This is a genomic window from Pseudomonas sp. P5_B3 (assembly GCF_056400405.1).
The window spans coordinates 57,624-78,931 of record NZ_JBFULI010000022.1 but is presented as its reverse complement, the minus strand read 5'-3'; the positions used below and the strand labels follow the sequence as shown (position 1 = coordinate 78,931).

Below are 21,308 nucleotides of genomic sequence, written 5' to 3'. Positions count from 1 at the left end.
ACCTTTCTTGTTGTTATGCATGCAAGTCTATTGCTTGCGCTGCATAGGAGTTTAAACAGGGGATATCCCCTCGCAGGTAACGAAGGGATGCGCGAATGTCACCGCATGGTTACATAGAACCGCTCTGGGACAACTGCGCCAGCGCCGTGGCCATGCTCGGTGCCAGCGCCAGGCGCGGAATCAGCACGGCTTGCCAGGCGTGGTAAAGGTCAGGTTTGCCGGGCCAGATATCGGCACTCGGGCGGTTCTGCGGGTCGAGTTCGTGATGCCAGCTGCCGCCTTCGCGGTCAATGAAATGACTGTCACAGAATTCCCAGAAAAGTCGGTACCAGTGTTCGTATTGCTCTTCACCGGTGCGTTTGAGCAAGGCACTGGCGGCGGCGCTGGCTTCGCAATGGGTCCAGTGCAGGCGATGGCGGACCACCGCTTTGTTGTCCCAGTCCAGGGTGTAGACAATCCCCGGCGCGCCGTCGATGCTCCAACCGTGACGGCAATTGTGCTCGAAGAGTTTTTGCGCGTCGGTGACCAGCCAGCCCGGCGTGAGCATCCCCGCTCTCACCCGCGAAGCTTCGAGGTGCAGCAACAGCCGCGCCCACTCGAAACCATGGCCCGGGGTGGTGCCGTAGGGGCGGAAGCCGTCGGCCGGATTGTCGCGGTTGTAGTCCCGTAGCGGCTGCCAGTCGCGGTCGAAATGCTCGATCACCAGGTAATCGTTGGCAGCGGCGTGACCATGGATCACTCGCTCGACAATCCGTTGGGCGCGGCTCAGCCAGCGGTTGTCATCGGTGACATCGGCCAGGGCGAGGAAGGCTTCGGTGGCGTGCATGTTGCTGTTGGCGCCTCGGTACGCCTCCTCCTCGCTCCAGTCACGGTTGAAAGATTCGCGCATCGCGCCTTCTTCTTCGCTCCAGAAATAAGTGTCGATGATATCGATGGCATCATCGAGCAAGGCTTGTGCACCGGGGCGCTGTGCGACCACCGCAGAACTGGCCGCCAGTGCGACGAAAGCATGCAGGTAGGCATTCTTGCCGGTGTTGCCATTGCGATGTTCGGCGGCCGCGAACCAGCCGCCATGCAGCACGTCGCGCAACGGCCCGCGCAGCGCAGCGACACCGTGATCCACCAGTTCGGCGAAACCCGGCAAGCCCTGAATGTGGGCCATGGCGAAGCTGTGGGTCATGCGCGCGGTGTTCATGGTCTGGGCTTGCGCATCAGCCGGGAGGCGGCCTTTTTCATCGAGGTTGCCGAAGCCTTCAGGTAGCTTCGAAGCCTTGGCAAACGCCAGCAGGCGCAAGCCTTCGCTGGCGAGCCATTGCTGATGGGCAGGTGCGTTCAGCCAACTGCTGAAGGCCGGTTGGAAGGTGTCCATGGCGTACCTTTTTTGTTGTTATGACTGTGGGGCAGCATAAACAACGGGGGAAGGTGGGCATGTAACGAAGGGGGTGGGTTATGTCACCAAGCTGTGACATTTGCTCTTGGATATGTGTTGAATGATCTGACGCCATCGCGAGCAGGCTCGCTCCTACATTGGATTTATGTACGACGCAAAAACCCTGTAGGAGCGAGCCTGCTCGCGATGAACGATAACGCGGTCTGACTAGTCAACGCTGCGGGGCAACTGCAGGGTCACTCGCAACCCGCCTTCACGCAGATTCTGCAGACTCACCTCACCACCATGGCTATGGGCAATGTTGCGGGCAATCCCCAGCCCCAACCCATAACCCTGTTGCTGCCCGGCCAGGCGAAAGTGCGGTTCGAACACCTGCTCCAGCCGCTGCTCCGGCACGCCCGGCCCTTCATCATCGACGTGCAGGACGAACGCGCTTTCGTCGTCATCAATGTGCAGGTGCGCGTTCTGCCCGTACTTCAACGCGTTATCGATCAGGTTGCCGATGCAGCGCTTGAGTGCCAGCGGTTTGCCCGGATACGCCGCCAGCGCCCGCCCCTGCTGGGTCACGCGGCCGTTGCCGTTCGGCGCGAGATAGGGCTCCACCAGACAGTCGAGCACATGATTGAGGTCCACCGGCTCGATGTTCTCGTGGATGTCGGTGTCTTTCACGCATTGCAGCGCGCCCTTGACCAGCAATTCGAGCTCGTCCAGGTCACGCCCGAACTTGGTTTGCAGTGTTTCGTCTTCGAGCAATTCGACCCTCAGGCGCAAACGGGTGATCGGCGTGCGCAAGTCGTGGGAAATGGCGCTGAACAACTGGCTGCGCTCGGTCAGGTAACGACTGATGCGCTCGCGCATGGTGTTGAAGGCGCGCCCGACCTCGACCACTTCACTGCCACCGCCTTCGGCCACCGGTTCCACGTCGGCCCCCAACGACAGGTCCCGCGCCGCCCGCGCCAGGCGCTTGAGCGGACGACTCTGCCAGTGCACCAGCAGGCCGATGAACAACAGCAAAAAGCTGCTGGTCAGGACGATGAACCACACCTGCTGCGCCGGCAGGCCCTGCTCTTCAAGGCTGGTGTAGGGCTCGGGCAACAGCGAGGCGATGTACAGCCACTCGCCCGGCGCCATCTGGATCTGCGTGACCAGTACCGGCGGGTTCACCGGCTCCAGGGTCAACGCGTAGTGCGCCCAGGAGCGTGGCAACTCATCGAGCTTCAGGCCGCCATTGAAGATGCGCAGGTCTTGCGGGCTGACGAAGGTCACCGAGATGTCCGTGTCCTGGCCGAGGGACTGGCGCAGCACCTCGTCCACCGCTTTGAGCACCGCCTCTTTGCGCGGGGTGATGGGCAGCACCTCCATGCCCAGGGGTTTGTCGTTGAGCGTCACCACGAACCGGGTGCCGCCCATGCTGCGCAACTGATCGAGCACCAAGGGCCGGAACGCCACCGGCAACGAACGGAAATAACTGACACTGGCCGTCATTGAATGGGCCAGGCTGCGGGCGCTGGTGACCAGGCCCTCGAGCTGCGTGGCACGCAGTTGCGAGACCCAGATCACGCTCGACAACGCTTGGGCGAACAACACCGCCAGCAGGGTCAACAGCAACATCCGCCCGAGCAGCGAACGCGGCATCGGCACCTTGGCGGCGAGCTTGCGCAATAGCTTAGTGGCCATTGCTGGCAACCACATTGGCCGCCAGTTGGTAGCCGCTGCCACGCACGGTGCGGATCAGCCGTGGCGGTTTTTCCGTGTCGCGCAGGCGTTGGCGCAACCGGCTGACCGCCATGTCGACGATGCGATCCAGGGGCATCAGTTCACGGCCACGAGTGGCGTTGCCGATGGTGTCGCGGTCGAGGATTTCCTGCGGGTGATCGAGAAACAGTTTCAGCAGCGCGAAGTCGGCGCCCGAGAGAATCACCTCTTCGCCGTCGATGTGAAACAGCCGATGGCTGACCATGTCCAGCCGCCAGTCATCGAAGGCCAGCACCTCACCGCCGTTACGTTCCTGGCCGAACTGCGCACGGCGTAGCAACGCCTTGATCCGCGCCTGCAACTCCCGTGGGCTGAACGGCTTGCCGAGGTAATCGTCGGCGCCCAGCTCCAGGCCGATGACGCGGTCTGCCTCGTCGGAACTGGCGGTGAGCATGATGATCGGCACCTGCGCCTGGCGTGGATGCTGGCGAATCCAGCGACACAGGCTGAAGCCGTCTTCGTCGGGCAGCATCACATCAAGGATCACCAGATCGGCCGGCGCGTCGTTCAGCGCCTGGCGAAAACCGGCGCCATCGGCGGTGGCACGCACCTGGAAACCGGCACGGGTCAGGTAGGTGTCCAGCAACTCGCGTATCTCTTGATCGTCATCGACCAACAAAATCGACTTGTTGACTGAGCTCACGGGCGGCGTCCTTGTTGTTTGAATTGGGCGGATTATGCCTTAAGCACCGATTTTACAAACACTACAGAACCACTGTAGGAGCGAGCCTGCTCGCGATGGACGTCAACGATAACGCGTGTTTTCTGAATGCACGCGGTGCCTTCAAGTCCATCGCGAGCAGGCTCGCKCCTACAGGTAATCGGGTTTCAGGTCGGGATTGATTGCTCCAGCGCCACACCCGCACCCATCAATCCCGAATACGGCGCCGTCACCAGCCACACCGGAATCCCCTTGAAGTAATCGCTCATGCACCCCTTGTCGGCGAAGCAGCGGGCGAAGCCGCTTTCGAGGAAGAAATCGGCAAAGCGCGGAATCACCCCGCCAACGATGTACACGCCACCGCGCCCACCGGTGGTCAGCACGTTGTTGCCGGCCACGCGTCCGAGCCAGCAGCAGAACTGCTCGAGCACTTCCACGGCAATCGGGTCGCCCGCCAGCCCGGCTGCGGTGATGGCTTCCGGCGTGTCGAGTACCGGCGTGTGCCCGTCCACCGCGCAGATCGCCCGGTAGACGCGTGGCAAGCCGCCGCCGCTCAACGCTGTTTCAGCGCTGACATGGCCGATCTCGTTGAAAATATGCTGCCAGAGTTGGGTTTCACGCGGACTGCTCAATGGCAGATCAACGTGACCGCCCTCCCCCGGCAACGCGGCGAATCGGCCCTCGCCCAAATCGAGCAAGGTACCGACGCCCAGGCCCGTGCCGGGGCCGATCACCACCGCCGGGCGCAGCGGCTCCGGCGAGCCTTCGCAGACCACGCGGAATTCGCCGGGCTGCAAACGGGTCATGCCCAGGGCCATGGCCGAGAAGTCGTTGACCAGCAACAGCTGATCCACCTGCAAGGCCTGGCAAAAGCCCTTGCGGCTCAGGCGCCAGTGATTGTTGGTGAACTTGAATTCGTCGCCGCTCACGGGGCCTGCCACCGACAGGCACACCGAGCCAATCGCCCCCGGCGCCAGCCCCAGGCCGTTCAGGTAGAGGCTGATCGCTTCTTCCGGGCTGGGGAAATCTGCTGTCGCCAGCACCTGGACCGATTCCAGTTGCTGGTTTTTCCACAACGCGAAACGTGCGTTGGTCCCACCGATGTCACCGACCAAAGCCAGTTTCAATTAAGCGTCTCCAGGGCAGAAGTGAAGGCGCTGGCGCCCTGCTCCGCCGAGCTGAAGGCCATGCGCATGAAACCGAACAGCTCGCGACCGGTGCCGATGTTGTTGCCCAACTGGCCTTTGGCCGGTGTGCGCGCTGCGAATTCTTCGGCGTCCACCTTAAGCTCCAGGGTGCCTTTGACGCCATCGACGCGGATGATATCGCCCTCTTGCACTCGCGCCAAAGCGCCGCCGACATAAGCCTCGGGGCTGACATGAATGGCCGCCGGGATTTTCCCCGACGCGCCGGACATGCGCCCGTCGGTCACCAGCGCGACTTTGAAGCCGCGATCCTGCAACACGCCGAGGAACGGTGTCATCTTGTGCAGTTCCGGCATGCCGTTGGAGCGCGGGCCCTGGAAGCGCATCACCGCGACAAAATCCTTCTCCAGCAAACCGGCCTTGAAGGCATCGGCCAGGTCCTGCTGATCCTGGAACACCATGGCCGGCGCTTCGACAATCTGGTTTTCCACGGCCACAGCGGAGACTTTCATCACACCGCGACCGAGGTTGCCTTCCATCACCCGCAGGCCACCTTCGGCCGAGAACGCACGAGCGACCGGACGCAGGATGCTTTCATCGAGGCTGTCGGTCACGCCTTCGCGCCAAACCAGCTGGCCATTGTCGAGGAACGGTTCCTGGGTGTAGCGGCTCAGGCCGTGGCCCATCACGGTGTTGACGTTTTCGTGGAGCAGCCCGGCTTCCAGCAGTTCGCGGATCAGGAACGACATGCCGCCCGCCGCCTGGAAGTGGTTGATGTCGGCTTTGCCGTTCGGGTAGACGTGGCTCAGGGTCGGCACGACTTCGGAGAGGTCGGCCATGTCCTGCCAGGTCAGTTGAATGCCCGCCGCCATGGCGATGGCCGGCATGTGCAGGGTGTGGTTGGTCGAGCCGCCGGTGGCATGCAACGCGACAATCGAGTTGACCAGCGAACGCTCGTCGACGATTTCGCCGATCGGGATGTAGTCACCGTTCTGCTTGGTCAGGCGCGTGACCTGGTGCGCGGCCTCGCGGGTCAAGGCATCGCGCAACGGCGTGTTCGGGTTGACGAAGGACGCGCCCGGCAGGTGCAGGCCCATGACTTCCATCAGCAACTGGTTGGTGTTGGCGGTGCCGTAGAAGGTGCAGGTGCCAGGGCTGTGGTAGGACTTCATTTCCGATTCCAGCAGCTCTTCGCGGGTCGCCTTGCCTTCGGCGTACTTCTGGCGCACGTCGGCTTTCTGCTTGTTGGAAATGCCCGAGACCATCGGCCCACCCGGCACGAAGATCATCGGCAGATGGCCGAAGCGCAGCGCCCCCATCATCAGGCCCGGCACGATCTTGTCGCAGATGCCGAGCAGCAGCGCGCCGTCGAACATGTTGTGGGACAGCGCCACGGCCGTGGACAACGCGATCACTTCGCGGCTCGGCAGGCTCAGTTCCATGCCCGGTTCGCCCTGGGTCACGCCATCGCACATCGCCGGGGTGCCACCGGCGAACTGGCCGACGGAGCCGATCTCGCGCAGGGCCTTTTTGATTAATTCGGGAAAGACTTCGTACGGCTGGTGCGCCGAGAGCATGTCGTTATATGACGAAACTATCGCGATGTTGGCGGAGTTCATCATCCGCAGGCTGTGCTTGTCATCGCTGCCGCAACCGGCCACGCCGTGGGCGAAGTTGGCGCATTGCAGCTTGCCGCGCATCGGACCGTCGCTGGCCGCACCGCGGATCAATGCAAGGTAGGCCTCACGCGTGGCGCGGCTGCGGGCGATAAGCCGTTCAGTGACCTCAAGGACGCGGGGATGCATGTGTAGAACTCCAGGCTAACGGATGTGGCGACCTGATTGTCTATGCTGATCAAAGGCCGGTGTCGATGGGATGACAAACGGTTTATTTGACCATTCGGACCAGTTGATTCAGGTCACTCGTTGTAGATCGAACAAAATATTGCCATCAAAAAGGCTTGTTTTCTATTTTTTTACGAATAATCTTGTAATTCCAACAACAAAACGACGGTAGCGCCGCAATATGACTCTTCGAATCGCAATCAATGGTTTTGGCCGCATCGGCCGCAATGTCCTTCGCGCACTCTATACCCAAGGCTACCGTCAGGATCTGCAGATCGTCGCCATCAACGACCTGGGCGACAGCGCGATCAATGCTCATCTACTCAAGTACGACACCGTTCACGGCACGTTCGATGCCGATGTCCAGCACGACCAGGAGAGCCTGACGGTCAACGGCGACCGCATTTCGGTCAGCGCCATCCGCAACCCGGCCGAGCTGCCCTGGGCCGCGGAAAAAATTGATGTCGTGTTCGAATGCACCGGTCTGTTCACCGATCGGGCCAAAGCCGCCGCGCATATTACGGCCGGCGCGCGCAAAGTGATCATCTCGGCCCCGGCCAAAGGCGCCGACGCTACCGTGGTTTACGGGGTGAACCACGACATTCTGCGCCAATCGCACCAGATCATTTCCAACGCGTCATGCACCACCAACTGCCTGGCCCCGGTGGCCCAGGTGCTGCATCGCGAACTGGGCATCGAAAGCGGCCTGATGACCACCATCCACGCCTACACCAACGATCAGCACCTGACCGACGTCTATCACGTCGACCCGTACCGCGCCCGTTCGGCCACCCAGAACATGATCCCGAGCAAGACCGGTGCTGCCGAAGCGGTGGGCCTGGTGCTGCCGGAACTGGCGGGCAAATTGACCGGCATGTCGGTGCGCGTACCGGTGATCAATGTGTCGCTGGTGGACCTGACCGTGCAGCTCAAGCGCGAAGCGTCGGCCGATGAGGTCAATGCGCTGCTGAAAGAAGCCAGCCAGCACTCGAAGATCCTTGGCTACAACACCCTGCCGCTGGTCTCCAGCGACTTCAACCACAACCCGCTGTCGTCGATCTTCGACGCCAACCACACCAAGGCCAGCGGCAAGCTGCTCAAGGTATTGGCCTGGTATGACAACGAGTGGGGCTTCTCCAACCGCATGCTCGATAACTGCCTGGCGCTGTGCAACGCTGAATAAGCAGCACGCCCCCGGTCTTGCAGGAGCAGCCGGTCGACGCTCGATTGCTCGCGATGGTCGTTAACGATGACAAGGGTCGCCTGAATGAGCGCGGGGCCCTTACATCCATCGCGAGCAATCGAGCGTCGACCGGCTGCTCCTACAGGGTGCGTGTCATTTCTGGAGCAACAACCCATGATCGGCATCAGCTTTACACAAAAGACCCTGGCGGCGCGCAAGCGTATCGCCCTGGTTGCCCATGACCACTGCAAGGTGTTCTTGCTGGACTGGGCCGAACGGCAAAAAGACAAACTGGCCCAGCATGATCTGGTCGCCACCGGCACCACGGGTTTGTTGTTGCAACAACGCCTCGACCTGCCGGTGCAAAGCATGATCAGCGGGCCACTGGGTGGCGACCAGCAGCTCGGCGCGCAAATCGCTGAGCAGCGGGTCGATATGCTGGTATTTTTCTGGGACCCGTTCGAACCCCAGCCCCACGACCCGGATATCAAGGCATTGCTGCGCGTCGCAGCAGTGTGGAACATCCCGGTGGCGTGCAACGAATGCAGCGCCGACTACCTGATCAGCAGCCCGTTGATGGATCAGGCGCACCTCCATCGGATTCCCGATTACGCGACCTATTTGCAGGGTCGCGCGTAAAGCTTCACAAATCAGTACTTGAGCACCTTGCTTAATGATAAGCACTATCATCACCTTGGCCTGATTGAAACCGTCGGCAACCCGTAAGTCGCCTGACACAACACCGACCCTGTGTGCGAGCCTGTGCCGGTCTCATGTTTGGTGATGCTCGATCATGGCTGGCCGATCTACCTGGCGATTGCCAGCATGGGGCTGGGCAATCTGTGGATCTGGTCGCGACCGGAATCACTGCCGCAGCCCCCGTAAATTCCAACGCGATTTTCCCCGTTTTTAATCCCCTTTTCGGCACATTTTCCCGCGCAAACGTTCAACCTTGACCGTTCGTCGGCATGCCCCTCATGCAATCTCGCCCCCACGCCGATGTGGATTGAATGGCGCTAAATGGATTTGGCGAGTCGAGCCGCAATGGCTCACAGCCGACCATTCATTCCTTCGCGAGCTCGCCCTATGTTCGACTCACTGTCCATTCGCCTGAAAATCGTCCTGCTGTCCGGTCTGTGCCTGCTGGGCGTAGTCGCCTTGATAGTGGGCATGAACATTTACCAGACCAATCAGAACGATGACCTGGTCAACGACTCCAGCAGCAGAATGCTCACCGCCAGTGTGCAGGACCTGATCCAGGCCAAGGCCGCCGAGCAAGCGGTGCGGGTGCAGAAGACCTTCGGTGAAACCCTGACGGTGGTGACCGCCCTCGCGGACCAGATCAAGGACATGCGCTCCATGGCCGCCAAGCGTTCGCTTGAGCCCGGTGCCCTGCGTGAAGAGTTGAACCAGAGCCTGAAAACCGCGTTCGAGCGCAACGGCAAAGTGCTGGGCATCTGGCTGGCGTTCGAACCCAACGGCCTGGACGGCAAGGACAGCGAGTTCGCCAACGACGCCGCCCGCCAGTCTAACGAGATCGGCCGTTTCGCCACCTACTGGAGCCGTGCCGGTGGTCAGTCGCTGAACACGATCATGGTCGAAGAGGACATGACCAAAACCACCCTGAACCTCAGCGGCACGCCGTACAACGTCTGGTACACCTGCCCTCGGGACAGCAAGCGCATCTGCCTGCTCGACCCCTACGCCGATACTGTCGGCGGCAAGGAAGTGTTGATGACCACCATTTCCGTACCGCTGCTGGTGGATGGCAAGTCCATCGGTGTGGTCGGTATCGACATCGCCCTCGATGCCCTGCAAGCGGCGGCGGTCAACTCCCAGCGCGACCTGTTCAACAGCGCCGGACACATGCTGATCGTCTCCGGCACTGGTGTGCTGGCTGCCTACAGTGTCGATGCCGGTAAAGTCGGCAAGAACATCGGCGACACCCTGGGCGTCGATGGCAAGGACATCCTGCAATTGCTCGGTAGTGGTGCGCCGAAGATTCTCCAGCAAGGCGACCTGATCCGCGCGGTGTACCCGGTCAGTCCGATTGCCGATGCCAATGCCTGGGCCGTGGTCATCGACCTGCCCAAACAAGTGCTGCTGGCCGACTCGGTGAAGCTCCAAGCGGTGCTCGACGATGCCCAGCAAAGCGGTACGCTCAAGGCACTGTCTGTGGCGGTGATTGCCGGCCTGCTCGGGCTGTTGCTGATGTGGCTCACCGCGTCCGGCGTGACCCGCCCGATCAACAGCGTAGCCGACATGCTCAAGGCGATTGCCAGTGGCGACGGCGACCTGACCCAGCGCCTGCACTACAGCAAGCAGGACGAACTGGGCGAACTGGTGAGCTGGTTCAACCGCTTCCTCGACAAGCTGCAACCGACCATCGCGCAGATCAAGCAAAGCATCACCGATGCCCGCGGCACCGCCGACCAGTCTTCGGAAATCGCCCGCCAGACCAGCGAAGGCATGCAGTTGCAATTCCGCGAAATCGATCAGGTTGCCACGGCGTCCAACGAAATGAGCGCCACCGCCCACGATGTCGCCAACAGCGCTTCGAACGCGGCCAATGCGGCCAAGGGTGCCGACCAATCGGCCCGCGACGGCCTGTCGATCATCGAGCGCAGCACCCGCGATATCAATCAACTGGCCGAAGAGGTCAGCAAGGCCGTGACCGAAGTCGAAGCCCTCGCGGTCAACAGCGAGCAGATCGGTTCGGTGCTGGAGGTGATTCGCAGCATCGCCGAACAAACCAACCTGCTGGCGCTCAACGCGGCGATTGAAGCCGCCCGTGCCGGCGAGAGCGGTCGCGGCTTTGCGGTGGTGGCCGATGAAGTGCGCAACCTGGCCAAGCGTACCCAGGACTCGGTGGAAGAAATTCGCCTGGTGATCGAACGCATCCAGTCCGGCACCCGCGGCGTGGTCGCCACCATGCACTCAAGCCAGACCCAGGCCCACAGCAACGCCGAGCAGATCCAGCAGGCGGTCCAGGCCTTGGGCAAGATCAGTGACGCAGTCACCGTGATCAGCGATATGAACCTGCAAATCGCCAGCGCCGCCGAGCAGCAAAGCGCCGTCGCCGAAGAGGTCAACCGCAACGTCTCGGCGATCCGCACCGTCACCGAAACCCTGACCGGCCAGGCCACGGAGTCGGCGCAGATCAGCAGCCAGCTCAACGCCCTGACCACCCAGCAGATGAAGTTGATGGATCAGTTCCGCGTTTAAAAACCTACCGAAGATCCCCTGTGGGAGCGAGCTTGCTCGCGATAGCGGTCTTTCAATCAACATTGATGTTGAATGTAATTCCGTCATCGCGAGCAAGCTCGCTCCCACAGAGGGATTTCATCTGACCTGGAATTTTTTGAACTATGATCGGGCTCTCGCTCCGGAGGGCCCTTCGATGACTGATCTGCTCACGTCCATTCAAGCTGCACTCGGTTTGCCTCACACCCCGATTCCATTCACGTCCAGCGGCGCCCTGCCCTCGGCATTTGCCGTCACGGATCTGGCCTGCGCCAGCATGGCCGCCGCCGGCCAGGCCGCCAGCGAACTGCTGCACCAACAAACCGGACGCCTGCCCGACCTTGAAGTTGACCGACGCCTGGCGTCCTTCTGGTTCGCAACCTCGATTCGCCCGATCGGCTGGAGCGTTCCGCCGCTGTGGGATGCGGTGGCCGGTGACTACGCCACCCGCGATGGCTGGATTCGCCTGCACACCAACGCCCCCCATCACCGCGCCGCTGCCGAAAGCGTGCTCGGTGCCTGTACCGACCGTGCAGCGATGGCTTGCCAAGTGGCGCAATGGGCGAAAAGCGAGCTGGAGCAGGCGGTGGTCGATGCCGGTGGCTGTGCCGCCGAAATGCGCACCTGGGATCAATGGCAGACCCATCCTCAAGGCCAGGCGGTAAATGCCGAAACCTTGATTCATTTCACCAACCACCCTGGCCAGAGCGACAAACCGTGGGCGGGCTCAGTGTCCCGGCCACTGTCGGGCATCAAGGTGCTGGATTTAACCCGGGTGCTGGCAGGCCCCATCGCCAGCCGCTTTCTGGCAGGCCTGGGCGCCGATGTCTTGCGTATCGATCCGCCGACCTGGAACGAGCCGGGGGTGGTGCCGGAAGTCACGTTGGGAAAACGCTGCGCGCGTCTTGATCTGAACGACAGGTCCGACCGCGACGTATTCGAATGCCTGCTCAAGGACGCCGACATTCTGCTCCACGGCTATCGCGCCGATGCACTGGAGCGGCTTGGCCTGGGCATGAATGAGCGCCGGCAACTGAACCCGGGCCTGATCGATGTTTGCCTCAACGCCTATGGCTGGAGCGGCCCCTGGCAAAACCGCCGGGGCTTCGACAGCCTGGTGCAGATGAGCAGTGGCATTGCCGAAGCGGGCATGCGCTGGAAGCAGGCGGACAAGCCGACGCCGTTGCCGGTACAGGCCCTCGATCACGCCACCGGGTATTTGATGGCGGCCAGTGCGATCCGGWTGTTGGCGCAGCGGTTGAACGACAGTACGGGGGGCTCGGCCCGGTTGTCGTTGGCGTGTACCGCGAAGTTGTTGATCGGGCAAGGAGCCGGCCCGGATGAGCAGTTGCGCGCCGAAGATCAACACGATCAGGGGATACAGGTTGAGCAAACACCCTGGGGGCCGGCGCATCGGTTGCAGGCGCCCCTGAAGATCATCGGGACGCCGTTGCGGTGGGCATTGCCCGCTACTGAACTGGGTTCACATCCCGCGCAGTGGTGGTGACAGTCATATCGCCATCGCGGGCAAGCCCGCTCCCACAGTTGATCGCGGTCGCTCGGAAGTTCTCGGTCACCTGTGGGAGCGGGCTTGCCCGCGATGGCGCCAGAAGCGGCAACAAAAAACCGGGATCAGCTCAGTCCGCCCGACTCAAAGAAGTCCACAGCACCTGCGCCGCATACCCTCGATAAGGCCGCCACCCCTCAGCCCGCAACAACAGCTGCCTGGCTGTCACCGGCCCACCCTCCAGCGCCGCCAACGCATTGATCAACCCCACGTCGCCATTGGGAAATCCATCCATCTCCCGCAACTGTCGCAACGCAATGTATTGCGCCGTCCAGTCACCAATCCCGTGCAAGGCCAATAACCGCGCTACGCCTCCCTCCCGACCGGGCTCGAACAACCGCGGATCATCGAGTAATGCCTGGGCCACCCCCGACAGCGTCCGGCCTCGGCTTTTCGGCATGCCCAACGCAGCCAGATCCGCGCCAGCCAAAACGCTGACCTCGGGAAACACATGGGTCAACCCCGGCAACCGTGAATGGAATGGCGTGCCGTACTGTGCTACCAGTTTGCCCGCCAGCTTGATCGCCGCCGCCACCGTAATCTGCTGCCCCAGCACCGCGCGGATCGCCAACTCCAGGCCATCCCACGCCCCCGGCACACGCAGCCCGGGGTGCTCGGCAATCAGCCGCGCCAACAGGGGATCAACTGCCAGGTGCCGGTGAATCGTGGACAGGTCGGCGTCCAGATCAAACATCCGCCGCACGCTTGCGACGATTGCAGGGACGGCACCCGAATCAGGAAAATCCAGGGTCAACTCAAGGGCATCCGAGGTGCCAGGCTGGATCGAGAACATACCGCAAGCACCGTTCAAACCGATGCTGCGCGAATACACACCGTCGACCACCGTTTCCAACCCGACAATCGCCCGCGCCGACAAAAACCCGAGCAACGCCGGCCAGTCATAGGGTGGCTGGTAGGCCAGCAACAGCTTCACAGACCCACCACCAACGCGATCAATGCGCTCAAGCGAAGCTTGTTCGGTGATTGCGACATCGTTGCAGCTCCATTTTTTGAGGCGGCAACTGCCGCGAGGTCGTCACATAGCGGACGTTAATAAAATTGATGAAGAGTAATAAGGTTTATTGAATATCGCCAACAACCGTCTTTTAACTTGCACAAAACGGCTATTGTGGCATCGATATAATCATTAGTTTTATACGTTTTTTTAATACATCAATTCAGTACAAAAAATGCATGAATAAAATTTGCAGATTTTGAAAAACCAACTAGCGTCATAATTCGAAACAAATGCTAAAAAGTTCTTGAATAATCTGCAAAAGCCTCTAGATCAGGCATTACAGGCAACAGCCCTGCGAATGATGGCACTCCGCCAACAACTTGGGAACGCTCTCATTTAGTGATCTAAGTCAGCTGATTGGATGGCCAACAGAATTAGTCTGTTGCCTCTCTTCTCCTGCATTGGAGTCATGCAATGTCTGAAGCTCCCGGAAAACTCAAACTCGGCGCGCTGGTTGCGTTAGTCGTGGGTTCGATGATTGGTGGCGGGATCTTTTCCTTGCCACAAAACATGGCCGCCAGTGCCGATGTCGGCGCCATTCTGATCGGTTGGGCGATCACCGCCGTCGGCATGCTCACCCTGGCGTTTGTGTTCCAGACCCTGGCCAACCGCAAACCCGACCTTGATGGCGGGGTTTACGCCTACGCCAAGGCCGGTTTCGGCGACTACATGGGCTTCTCGTCCGCCTGGGGGTACTGGATCAGTGCCTGGCTGGGCAACGTTGGCTACTTCGTCTTGCTGTTCAGCACGCTCGGCTACTTCTTTCCGCTATTTGGGGAGGGCAATACCCCTGCCGCCGTGATCGGCGCCTCGGTGCTGCTCTGGGCCGTACATTTCCTCGTACTGCGAGGAATAAAGGAAGCAGCGTTCATCAACCTGGTGACCACCGTCGCCAAGATCGTGCCGCTGCTGTTGTTCATGTTGATTGCATTATTCGCCTTCAAGCTGGACATCTTCACCGCCGACATCTGGGGCCTGAAGAACCCGGACCTGGGCAGCGTGATGGACCAGGTGCGCAAAATGATGCTGGTCACCGTGTGGGTGTTCATCGGCATCGAAGGCGCGAGCATCTTTTCGGCCCGGGCGGAAAAACGCAGCGATGTGGGTAAGGCCACCGTGATCGGCTTCGTCACCGTGCTGCTGTTTTTGGTCCTGGTGAATGTGCTGTCGCTAGGGATCATGACCCAGCCAGAGCTGGCCAAACTGCAGAACCCGTCGATGGCCGCCGTGCTGGAACACGTGGTCGGTCACTGGGGCGCGGTGCTGATCAGTGTCGGTTTGATCATCTCGTTGCTGGGGGCGTTGCTGTCGTGGGTGCTGCTGTGCGCGGAGATCATGTTCGCCGCCGCCAGGGACCACACCATGCCGGCGTTTTTGCGCCGCGAAAACGCCAACCATGTACCGGTCAACGCCCTGTGGCTGACCAACGCCATGGTCCAGGTTTTCCTGATCATCACGCTGTTCTCCGCCAGCACTTACCTGTCGCTGATCTACCTCGCCACCTCGATGATCCTGGTGCCGTACCTGTGGTCGGCGGCCTACGCGTTGCTGTTGGCGGTGCGTGGCGAAAGCTACGAAGGCGCGGCGGGCGAACGGCAGAAGGATCTCATCATCGGCGCGGTGGCCCTGGTCTACGCGATCTGGCTGCTGTACGCCGGCGGCATCAAGTACCTGCTGCTGTCCGCCCTGCTTTACGCCCCCGGTGTGATCCTGTTCGCCAAGGCCAAGCTGGAAATCAACAAACCGGTTTTCACCAACGTCGAGAAGCTGATTTTCGCTGCGGTGGTCGTGGGCGCCGCGGTGGCGGCCTACGGTCTCTATGACGGCTTCCTGACTCTTTAGCTTCTGTTTCTGGAAGCACTGTTTTGACATCTGGAGGATCACTGTAATGACCACGGAAAAAGTTAAGTACGGCGTCCATTCCGAAGCCGGCAAACTGCGCAAAGTCATGGTTTGCTCCCCAGGCCTGGCCCATCAGCGGCTGACCCCGAACAACTGTGATGAACTGCTGTTCGACGATGTGCTGTGGGTGGCCCAGGCCAAACGCGACCACTTCGACTTCGTCACCAAGATGCGCGAACGCAACATCGATGTGCTGGAAATGCACAACCTGCTGACGGACATCGTCGCCATCCCCGAAGCCCTGGACTGGATCCTGGAACGCAAGATCACCGCCAACTCGGTGGGCCTGGGCCTGATCAACGAAACCGCCTCGTGGCTGCGCAGCCTGCAGCCGCGCAAGATCGCCGAGTTCCTGATCGGCGGCGTATCGGGCGATGATCTGCCGACCAGTTTCGGTGGCAAGGCCATCGAGATGTTCCGCGACTTCCTCGGCAACTCCAGCTTCATCCTGCCGCCGCTGCCCAACACCCAGTTCACCCGCGATACCACCTGCTGGATCTACGGTGGCGTCACCCTCAACCCGATGTACTGGCCGGCGCGCCGTCAGGAAACCCTGCTGACCACCGCCATCTACAAATTCCACCCCGCGTTCACCAGCGCCGACTTCCAGATCTGGTATGGCGACCCGGACAAGGACCATGGCAACTCCACCCTTGAGGGCGGTGATGTGATGCCGATCGGCAACGGCGTGGTGTTGATCGGCATGGGCGAACGCTCGTCGCGCCAGGCCATTGCGCAACTGGCGGTGAACCTGTTCAAAAACAAAGCCGTCGAGAAAGTCATCGTCGCCGGCCTGCCGAAATCCCGCGCGGCGATGCACCTGGACACCGTGTTCAGCTTCTGCGATCGCGACCTCGTCACGATCTTCCCGGAAGTGGTGAACCAGATAGTCGCCTTCACCCTGCGTCCCGATGAAAGCAAAGCGGGCGGCATCGACATCCGCCGCGAAGAAACCAACTTCCTCGACACCGTGGCCCAAGCCCTCAATCTCAAGGCCCTGCGCGTGGTGGAAACCGGCGGCAACAGCTTCGCCGCCGAACGCGAGCAATGGGACGACGGCAACAACGTGGTGGCCGTGGAGCCAGGCGTGGTCATCGGCTACGACCGCAATACCTACACCAATACCCTGCTGCGCAAGGCCGGCGTGGAAGTGATCACCATCAGCGCCGGCGAACTCGGTCGCGGCCGGGGCGGCGGCCATTGCATGACCTGCCCGATCATCCGCGATCCGATTGACTACTAACCTGTTCACCTTAGGAGATCCAAAATGGCGTTCAATATCCATAACCGCAATCTGCTGAGCCTGGAACACCACACCCCTCGCGAATTGCGCTACCTGCTCGACCTGTCCCGCGACCTCAAGCGTGCCAAGTACACCGGCACCGAACAGCAGCATCTCAAGGGCAACAACATCGCGCTGATCTTCGAAAAGACCTCGACCCGCACCCGCTGTGCGTTCGAAGTTGCAGCCTATGACCAGGGCGCCAACGTCACCTACATCGACCCGAACTCCTCGCAGATCGGCCACAAGGAAAGCATGAAGGACACCGCCCGCGTGCTCGGGCGCATGTATGACGCCATCGAGTACCGTGGCTTCAAGCAGGAAATCGTCGAGGAACTGGCCAAGTTCGCCGGTGTGCCGGTGTTCAATGGCCTGACCGATGAATACCACCCAACGCAAATGATCGCTGACGTGCTGACCATGCGCGAACATGCCGACAAACCGATCCACGAAATCAGCTACACCTACCTCGGCGATGCGCGCAACAACATGGGCAACTCGCTGCTGCTGATCGGCGCCAAGCTCGGCATGGACGTGCGTATCTGCGCGCCGAAGGCTCTGTGGCCGGCGGACGACCTGGTGGCTCGTTGCAAGCAATACGCAGAAGAAAGCGGCGCGCGTATCACCCTCACCGAAGACCCGAAAGCGGCGGTCAAGGGCGTGGACTTCATCCACACCGACGTCTGGGTGTCGATGGGCGAACCGGTCGAAGCCTGGGCCGAGCGCATCCAGCAATTGCTGCCGTATCAGGTCAACGCCGAACTGATGAAAGCCACCGGCAACCCGCGCACCAAGTTCATGCACTGCCTGCCGGCGTTCCACAACAGTGATACCAAAATCGGCAAGCAGATTGCCGAGCAGTACCCGCACCTGAAGAACGGCATCGAAGTGACCGATGACGTGTTCGAGTCGCCGGCCTGCATCGCCTTCGAGCAAGCGGAAAACCGCATGCACACCATCAAGGCGATTCTGGTGTCGACGCTGGCGGATCTCTAAAGGCTGATTCGGCTCTTCCTGGCCCAACACGGTCAGTGTGGGAGCTGGCTTGCCTGCGATGGCAGCGCCGCGGTGCATCTGACAGACCGCGGCGCCCCCATCGCGAGCAAGCTCGCTCCCACAGGGTCCGGGTTCCACCAAGAGCCGAGTCTCTCGCTTACTTCTCAGTTTAGAAGGACTGCACCATGCGTATCGTCGTTGCTCTGGGCGGTAATGCCCTGCTCCGCCGGGGTGAACCCATGACCGCTGACAACCAGCGCGCCAACATCCGGATCGCCACCGAACAGATCGCCAAGATCCATTCCGGCAACCAACTGGTCATCGCCCACGGCAATGGCCCGCAAGTCGGCCTGCTGTCATTGCAAGCGGCGGCCTACACCTCTGTCACCCCTTACCCGCTGGATGTGCTCGGCGCCGAAACCGAAGGCATGATCGGCTACATCATCGAACAGGAACTGGGCAACCTGCTGGACTTCGAAGTGCCCTTCGCGACCTTGCTTACCCAGGTCGAAGTCGATGCCAATGACCCGGCCTTCAAGAACCCCACCAAGCCCATCGGCCCGGTCTACAGCAAGGCCGATGCGGAAAAACTCGCCGCCGAAAAAGGCTGGGCAATCGCCCCTGACGGCGACAAATACCGCCGCGTGGTTGCCAGCCCGAAACCCAAGCGCATCTTCGAAATCCGTCCGATCAAATGGCTGCTGGAAAAAAGCAGCATCGTGATCTGCGCCGGTGGCGGCGGCATTCCGACCATGTATACCTCGCCCGGCAAACTCGAGGGCGTCGAAGCGGTCATCGACAAAGACCTGTGCTCGGCGCTGCTGGCCGAACAGCTTGAAGCCGATCTGCTGGTGATCGCCACTGACGTCAACGCCGCTTTCATCGACTTCGGCAAGCCCACGCAGAAAGCCATCGCCCAGGCCCACCCCGACGAAATGGAAAAACTCGGCTTCGCCGCCGGCTCCATGGGACCGAAGGTGCAGGCAGCCTGCGAATTCGCGCGCCATACTGGAAAAGTCGCAGTGATCGGTTCGCTCGCGGACATCGAAGCAATTGTCCAGGGCACCGCCGGTACACGCATCAGTACGGCAACACCAGGCATTACCTACTTGTAAGGAGAGACGTCTATGGCACAGTTTGAGCCAGGTCACTTGCACATCGAACGACATGCGCTGACCCCGGATGATGTCAGCTACAACGTGCACCTCGACTATGAAGTCAGCAAGAATGCCAAAGGGGAAAAAGGCATCCAGTTCACTATGCATGGCAGCATTCAGGGCAAGGAGATGTCAGAGCCCTTCTTCCTGCCCAAGGAGGAGGCCTACAACTTCGCCAGCAACGTGACGAAAATCGCCGAGAAGTACGGGATTCCGAAGACGCACAGCCAGATCGGATCGGTCCACAAACATTACGATTTGATGTTTGAAGACATCCGGCAGCAGTTGAATATGAAATCAGGCGACCCGGTAAACCCCGAACACTTCGAATAACCTAGTCTCCCTGTAGGAGCGAGCCTGCTCGCGAAGGCGGAGTGTCAGCCAATATCTTTGTGACTGATACCTCGCTTTCGCGAGCAGGCTCACTCCTACAAAGATCAATGTCGCCCTGAATATCGGCGGCACATTTCACCATTCGCCCGCCCCAAGGCATACTTGCCACCCTCCGCACTGCAGAACCCAAGACCGCCCCATGCGTATCCACGTCAGCTTCATCGACCGCGTCGGTATCACCCAGGAAGTCCTGGCCCTTCTCGGTGGGCGCAATCTGAACCTGGATGCGGTGGAAATGGTCCCGCCCAATGTTTATATCGACGCCCCGACCCTGAGCCCGCAAGTGCTCGAGGAGCTGCGCGATGCCCTGTTCAGCGTGCGTGGCGTGCAAGCGGTGACGGTGGTCGACATCCTGCCCGGCCAGCGCCGGCACTTGCAGCTCGACGCCTTGCTGGCCGCCATGACCGACCCGGTACTGGCGCTGGACAGCAACGGCAAGGTGCTGCTGGCCAACCCGGCCCTGATCGCCCTGTACGGCCGCGAACCGAACGGTGAAAGCGTGGGCGAGCTGTTTTCCGACCCGGCCTTGCTCGACGCCCTGCTTGAACAGGGCTTTCGCCTGCCGCTGCGGGAAATCACCGTCAACGGCCAGACCCTGTTGCTCGACGCCACTCCGATTACCGATGCTGGCGCCCTGCTGACCCTGTATCAACCGAACCGCATCGGCGAACGCCTTTCCGCGCTGCACCATGACCACGCCGAAGGTTTCGACGCACTGCTCGGCGAGTCCCCGGTGATCCGCACCCTCAAGGCGCGCGCCCAGCGGGTGGCGGCCCTCGATGCACCGCTGTTGATCCAGGGCGAAACYGGCACCGGCAAAGAACTGGTGGCCCGGGCCTGCCACGCCATCAGCGCCCGGCACAGCTCACCGTTTCTGGCGTTGAATTGCGCGGCATTGCCGGAGAACCTCGCCGAAAGCGAACTGTTCGGCTACGCCCCCGGCGCTTTCACTGGCGCGCAGCGGGGCGGTAAGCCAGGACTGATGGAACTGGCCAACCAGGGCACGGTGTTTCTCGATGAAATCGGCGAAATGTCGCCGTACTTGCAGGCCAAATTGTTGCGTTTCCTCAACGACGGCAGTTTTCGCCGGGTCGGCGGTGACCGTGAGGTCAAGGTCAACGTACGGATCCTCAGCGCGACCCACCGCGACCTGGAAAAAATGGTCGGCGAAGGCCTGTTCCGCGAAGACCTGTTCTATCGCCTCAACGTCCTCAACGTCGAAGTGCCACCCCTGCGCGAACGCGGCCAGGATATCCTGCTACTGGCCCGTTACTTCATGCAGCAGGCCTGCGCGCAGATCCAGCGCCCGATCTGTCGCCTGGCGCCGGGCACTTACCCGGCGCTGCTGGGCAACCGCTGGCCGGGCAACGTGCGGCAATTGCAAAACGTGATCTTCCGTGCCGCGGCGATCTGCGAAAGCAGCCTGGTGGACATCGGCGACCTCGACATCGCTGGCACCTCGGTAGCGCGCCAGAGCGACCACGACGTCGACAGCCTGGAACAGGCCATGGACGAATTCGAAAAAAACCTGCTGGAAAAGCTTTACGCCAGCTATCCCTCGACCCGGCAACTGGCGACCCGCCTGCAAACCTCCCACACCGCAATAGCCCATCGGTTGCGCAAGTACGGGATTCCGGGCAAGGCTTGAGGCCTCAATGTCCAATCCACCACAGATCCCTGTGGGAGCGAGCTTGCTCGCGATAGCGGAGTGACATTCACAAAGTTGTCGACTGACACGTCCTCATCGCGAGCAAGCTCGCTCCCACAGGTTT

General features: G+C 61.1%; 16 protein-coding genes and 2 pseudogenes. 12 read left to right on the top strand and 6 right to left on the bottom strand.

What is annotated here, in order from left to right; all coding sequences use genetic code 11:
* Nucleotides 1-109: 109 nt before the first annotated feature.
* The 5 genes from AC1DRN_RS15045 to edd form a co-directional block, all read right to left on the bottom strand.
* Entirely contained in the window at nt 110-1,369 is a 1,260-nt protein-coding gene (locus AC1DRN_RS15045) for a D-mannose isomerase (RefSeq protein WP_223459444.1), read from the bottom strand.
* A gap of 228 nt (nt 1,370-1,597) precedes the next feature.
* Nucleotides 1,598-3,025 carry an ATP-binding protein gene (locus tag AC1DRN_RS15040; RefSeq protein WP_223459525.1) on the bottom strand — a complete coding sequence of 476 codons (1,428 nt, stop codon included), beginning with the start codon at nt 3,023-3,025 and terminating at the stop codon, nt 1,598-1,600.
* A gap of 31 nt (nt 3,026-3,056) precedes the next feature.
* Nucleotides 3,057-3,788 (bottom strand): response regulator, encoded by a 732-nt coding sequence (locus AC1DRN_RS15035; protein ID WP_223459445.1) that lies wholly within the window; start codon nt 3,786-3,788, stop codon nt 3,057-3,059.
* 185 nt (nt 3,789-3,973) lie between these two features.
* Nucleotides 3,974-4,933, bottom strand: coding sequence for a glucokinase (locus AC1DRN_RS15030; protein WP_223459447.1), 960 nt, complete (start codon nt 4,931-4,933; stop codon nt 3,974-3,976).
* The gene (edd, locus tag AC1DRN_RS15025; protein WP_223459449.1) at nt 4,930-6,756 is read right to left on the bottom strand and encodes a phosphogluconate dehydratase; all 1,827 of its coding nucleotides are present in this window, start codon (nt 6,754-6,756) and stop codon (nt 4,930-4,932) included. Before edd ends, AC1DRN_RS15030 begins: the two co-directional genes overlap by 4 nt.
* Before the next feature lie 220 nt (nt 6,757-6,976).
* Here edd and gap point away from each other — a divergent pair, with 220 nt between their 5' ends.
* The 6 genes and pseudogenes from gap to AC1DRN_RS14995 all read left to right on the top strand — a co-directional run bounded on the left by gap (nt 6,977) and on the right by AC1DRN_RS14995 (nt 12,728).
* Entirely contained in the window at nt 6,977-7,978 is a 1,002-nt protein-coding gene (gap, locus tag AC1DRN_RS15020; protein ID WP_108215125.1) for a type I glyceraldehyde-3-phosphate dehydrogenase, read from the top strand.
* Between the two features lie 174 nt (nt 7,979-8,152).
* Nucleotides 8,153-8,617, top strand: coding sequence for a methylglyoxal synthase (locus AC1DRN_RS15015; RefSeq protein WP_223459451.1), 465 nt, complete (start codon nt 8,153-8,155; stop codon nt 8,615-8,617).
* Between the two features lie 122 nt (nt 8,618-8,739).
* Nucleotides 8,740-8,863 (top strand): annotated as a pseudogene (locus AC1DRN_RS15010) (DUF454 domain-containing protein); the annotation flags it as partial.
* Nucleotides 8,864-8,998: 135 nt separating this feature from the next.
* Nucleotides 8,999-10,345, top strand: a pseudogene (locus AC1DRN_RS15005) (methyl-accepting chemotaxis protein); the annotation flags it as partial.
* A 102-nt stretch (nt 10,346-10,447) separates the two neighbouring features.
* Nucleotides 10,448-11,203, top strand: a complete 756-nt coding sequence (locus tag AC1DRN_RS15000; protein WP_457266094.1) for a methyl-accepting chemotaxis protein — start codon at nt 10,448-10,450, stop codon at nt 11,201-11,203.
* 175 nt (nt 11,204-11,378) lie between these two features.
* Nucleotides 11,379-12,728, top strand: coding sequence for a CoA transferase (locus AC1DRN_RS14995; protein ID WP_477786742.1), 1,350 nt, complete (start codon nt 11,379-11,381; stop codon nt 12,726-12,728).
* Between the two features lie 130 nt (nt 12,729-12,858).
* On the opposite strand, the gene AC1DRN_RS14990 is transcribed toward AC1DRN_RS14995, so the two are convergent.
* Nucleotides 12,859-13,722, bottom strand: a complete 864-nt coding sequence (locus tag AC1DRN_RS14990) for a DNA-3-methyladenine glycosylase family protein (RefSeq protein WP_223459457.1) — start codon at nt 13,720-13,722, stop codon at nt 12,859-12,861.
* Nucleotides 13,723-14,220: 498 nt separating this feature from the next.
* On the opposite strand from AC1DRN_RS14990, the gene arcD reads away from it, so the two are divergent.
* The 6 genes from arcD (at nt 14,221) to AC1DRN_RS14960 (ending at nt 21,184) form a co-directional block, all read left to right on the top strand.
* Entirely contained in the window at nt 14,221-15,648 is a 1,428-nt protein-coding gene (gene arcD / locus AC1DRN_RS14985) for an arginine-ornithine antiporter (RefSeq protein ID WP_223459459.1), read from the top strand.
* A gap of 46 nt (nt 15,649-15,694) precedes the next feature.
* Nucleotides 15,695-16,951, top strand: a complete 1,257-nt coding sequence (gene arcA, locus AC1DRN_RS14980) for an arginine deiminase (protein WP_223459461.1) — start codon at nt 15,695-15,697, stop codon at nt 16,949-16,951.
* Between the two features lie 24 nt (nt 16,952-16,975).
* Nucleotides 16,976-17,986 (top strand): ornithine carbamoyltransferase, encoded by a 1,011-nt coding sequence (locus AC1DRN_RS14975; protein ID WP_223459463.1) that lies wholly within the window; start codon nt 16,976-16,978, stop codon nt 17,984-17,986.
* A gap of 185 nt (nt 17,987-18,171) precedes the next feature.
* Nucleotides 18,172-19,101: a carbamate kinase gene (gene arcC, locus AC1DRN_RS14970; RefSeq protein ID WP_223459465.1), complete on the top strand. Its 930-nt coding sequence runs from the start codon at nt 18,172-18,174 to the stop codon at nt 19,099-19,101.
* 12 nt (nt 19,102-19,113) lie between these two features.
* A complete protein-coding gene (locus tag AC1DRN_RS14965) occupies nt 19,114-19,476 on the top strand; it encodes a DUF5064 family protein (RefSeq protein WP_108215109.1) in 363 nt (120 codons plus the stop codon).
* A 199-nt stretch (nt 19,477-19,675) separates the two neighbouring features.
* Nucleotides 19,676-21,184, top strand: coding sequence for a sigma-54-dependent transcriptional regulator (locus tag AC1DRN_RS14960; protein ID WP_223459467.1), 1,509 nt, complete (start codon nt 19,676-19,678; stop codon nt 21,182-21,184).
* Nucleotides 21,185-21,308: the final 124 nt, after the last annotated feature.

Coding starts and splice junctions, on each gene's coding strand:
- AC1DRN_RS15045 (WP_223459444.1), bottom strand. CDS start 1,369: ATGGACACCTTCCAACCGGCCTTCAGCAGTTGGCTGAACGCACCTGCC.
- AC1DRN_RS15040 (WP_223459525.1), bottom strand. CDS start 3,025: ATGCCGCGTTCGCTGCTCGGGCGGATGTTGCTGTTGACCCTGCTGGCG.
- edd (WP_223459449.1), bottom strand. CDS start 6,756: ATGCATCCCCGCGTCCTTGAGGTCACTGAACGGCTTATCGCCCGCAGC.
- gap (WP_108215125.1), top strand. CDS start 6,977: ATGACTCTTCGAATCGCAATCAATGGTTTTGGCCGCATCGGCCGCAAT.
- AC1DRN_RS15015 (WP_223459451.1), top strand. CDS start 8,153: ATGATCGGCATCAGCTTTACACAAAAGACCCTGGCGGCGCGCAAGCGT.
- AC1DRN_RS15000 (WP_457266094.1), top strand. CDS start 10,448: ATGCAGTTGCAATTCCGCGAAATCGATCAGGTTGCCACGGCGTCCAAC.
- arcD (WP_223459459.1), top strand. CDS start 14,221: ATGTCTGAAGCTCCCGGAAAACTCAAACTCGGCGCGCTGGTTGCGTTA.
- arcA (WP_223459461.1), top strand. CDS start 15,695: ATGACCACGGAAAAAGTTAAGTACGGCGTCCATTCCGAAGCCGGCAAA.
- AC1DRN_RS14975 (WP_223459463.1), top strand. CDS start 16,976: ATGGCGTTCAATATCCATAACCGCAATCTGCTGAGCCTGGAACACCAC.
- arcC (WP_223459465.1), top strand. CDS start 18,172: ATGCGTATCGTCGTTGCTCTGGGCGGTAATGCCCTGCTCCGCCGGGGT.
- AC1DRN_RS14965 (WP_108215109.1), top strand. CDS start 19,114: ATGGCACAGTTTGAGCCAGGTCACTTGCACATCGAACGACATGCGCTG.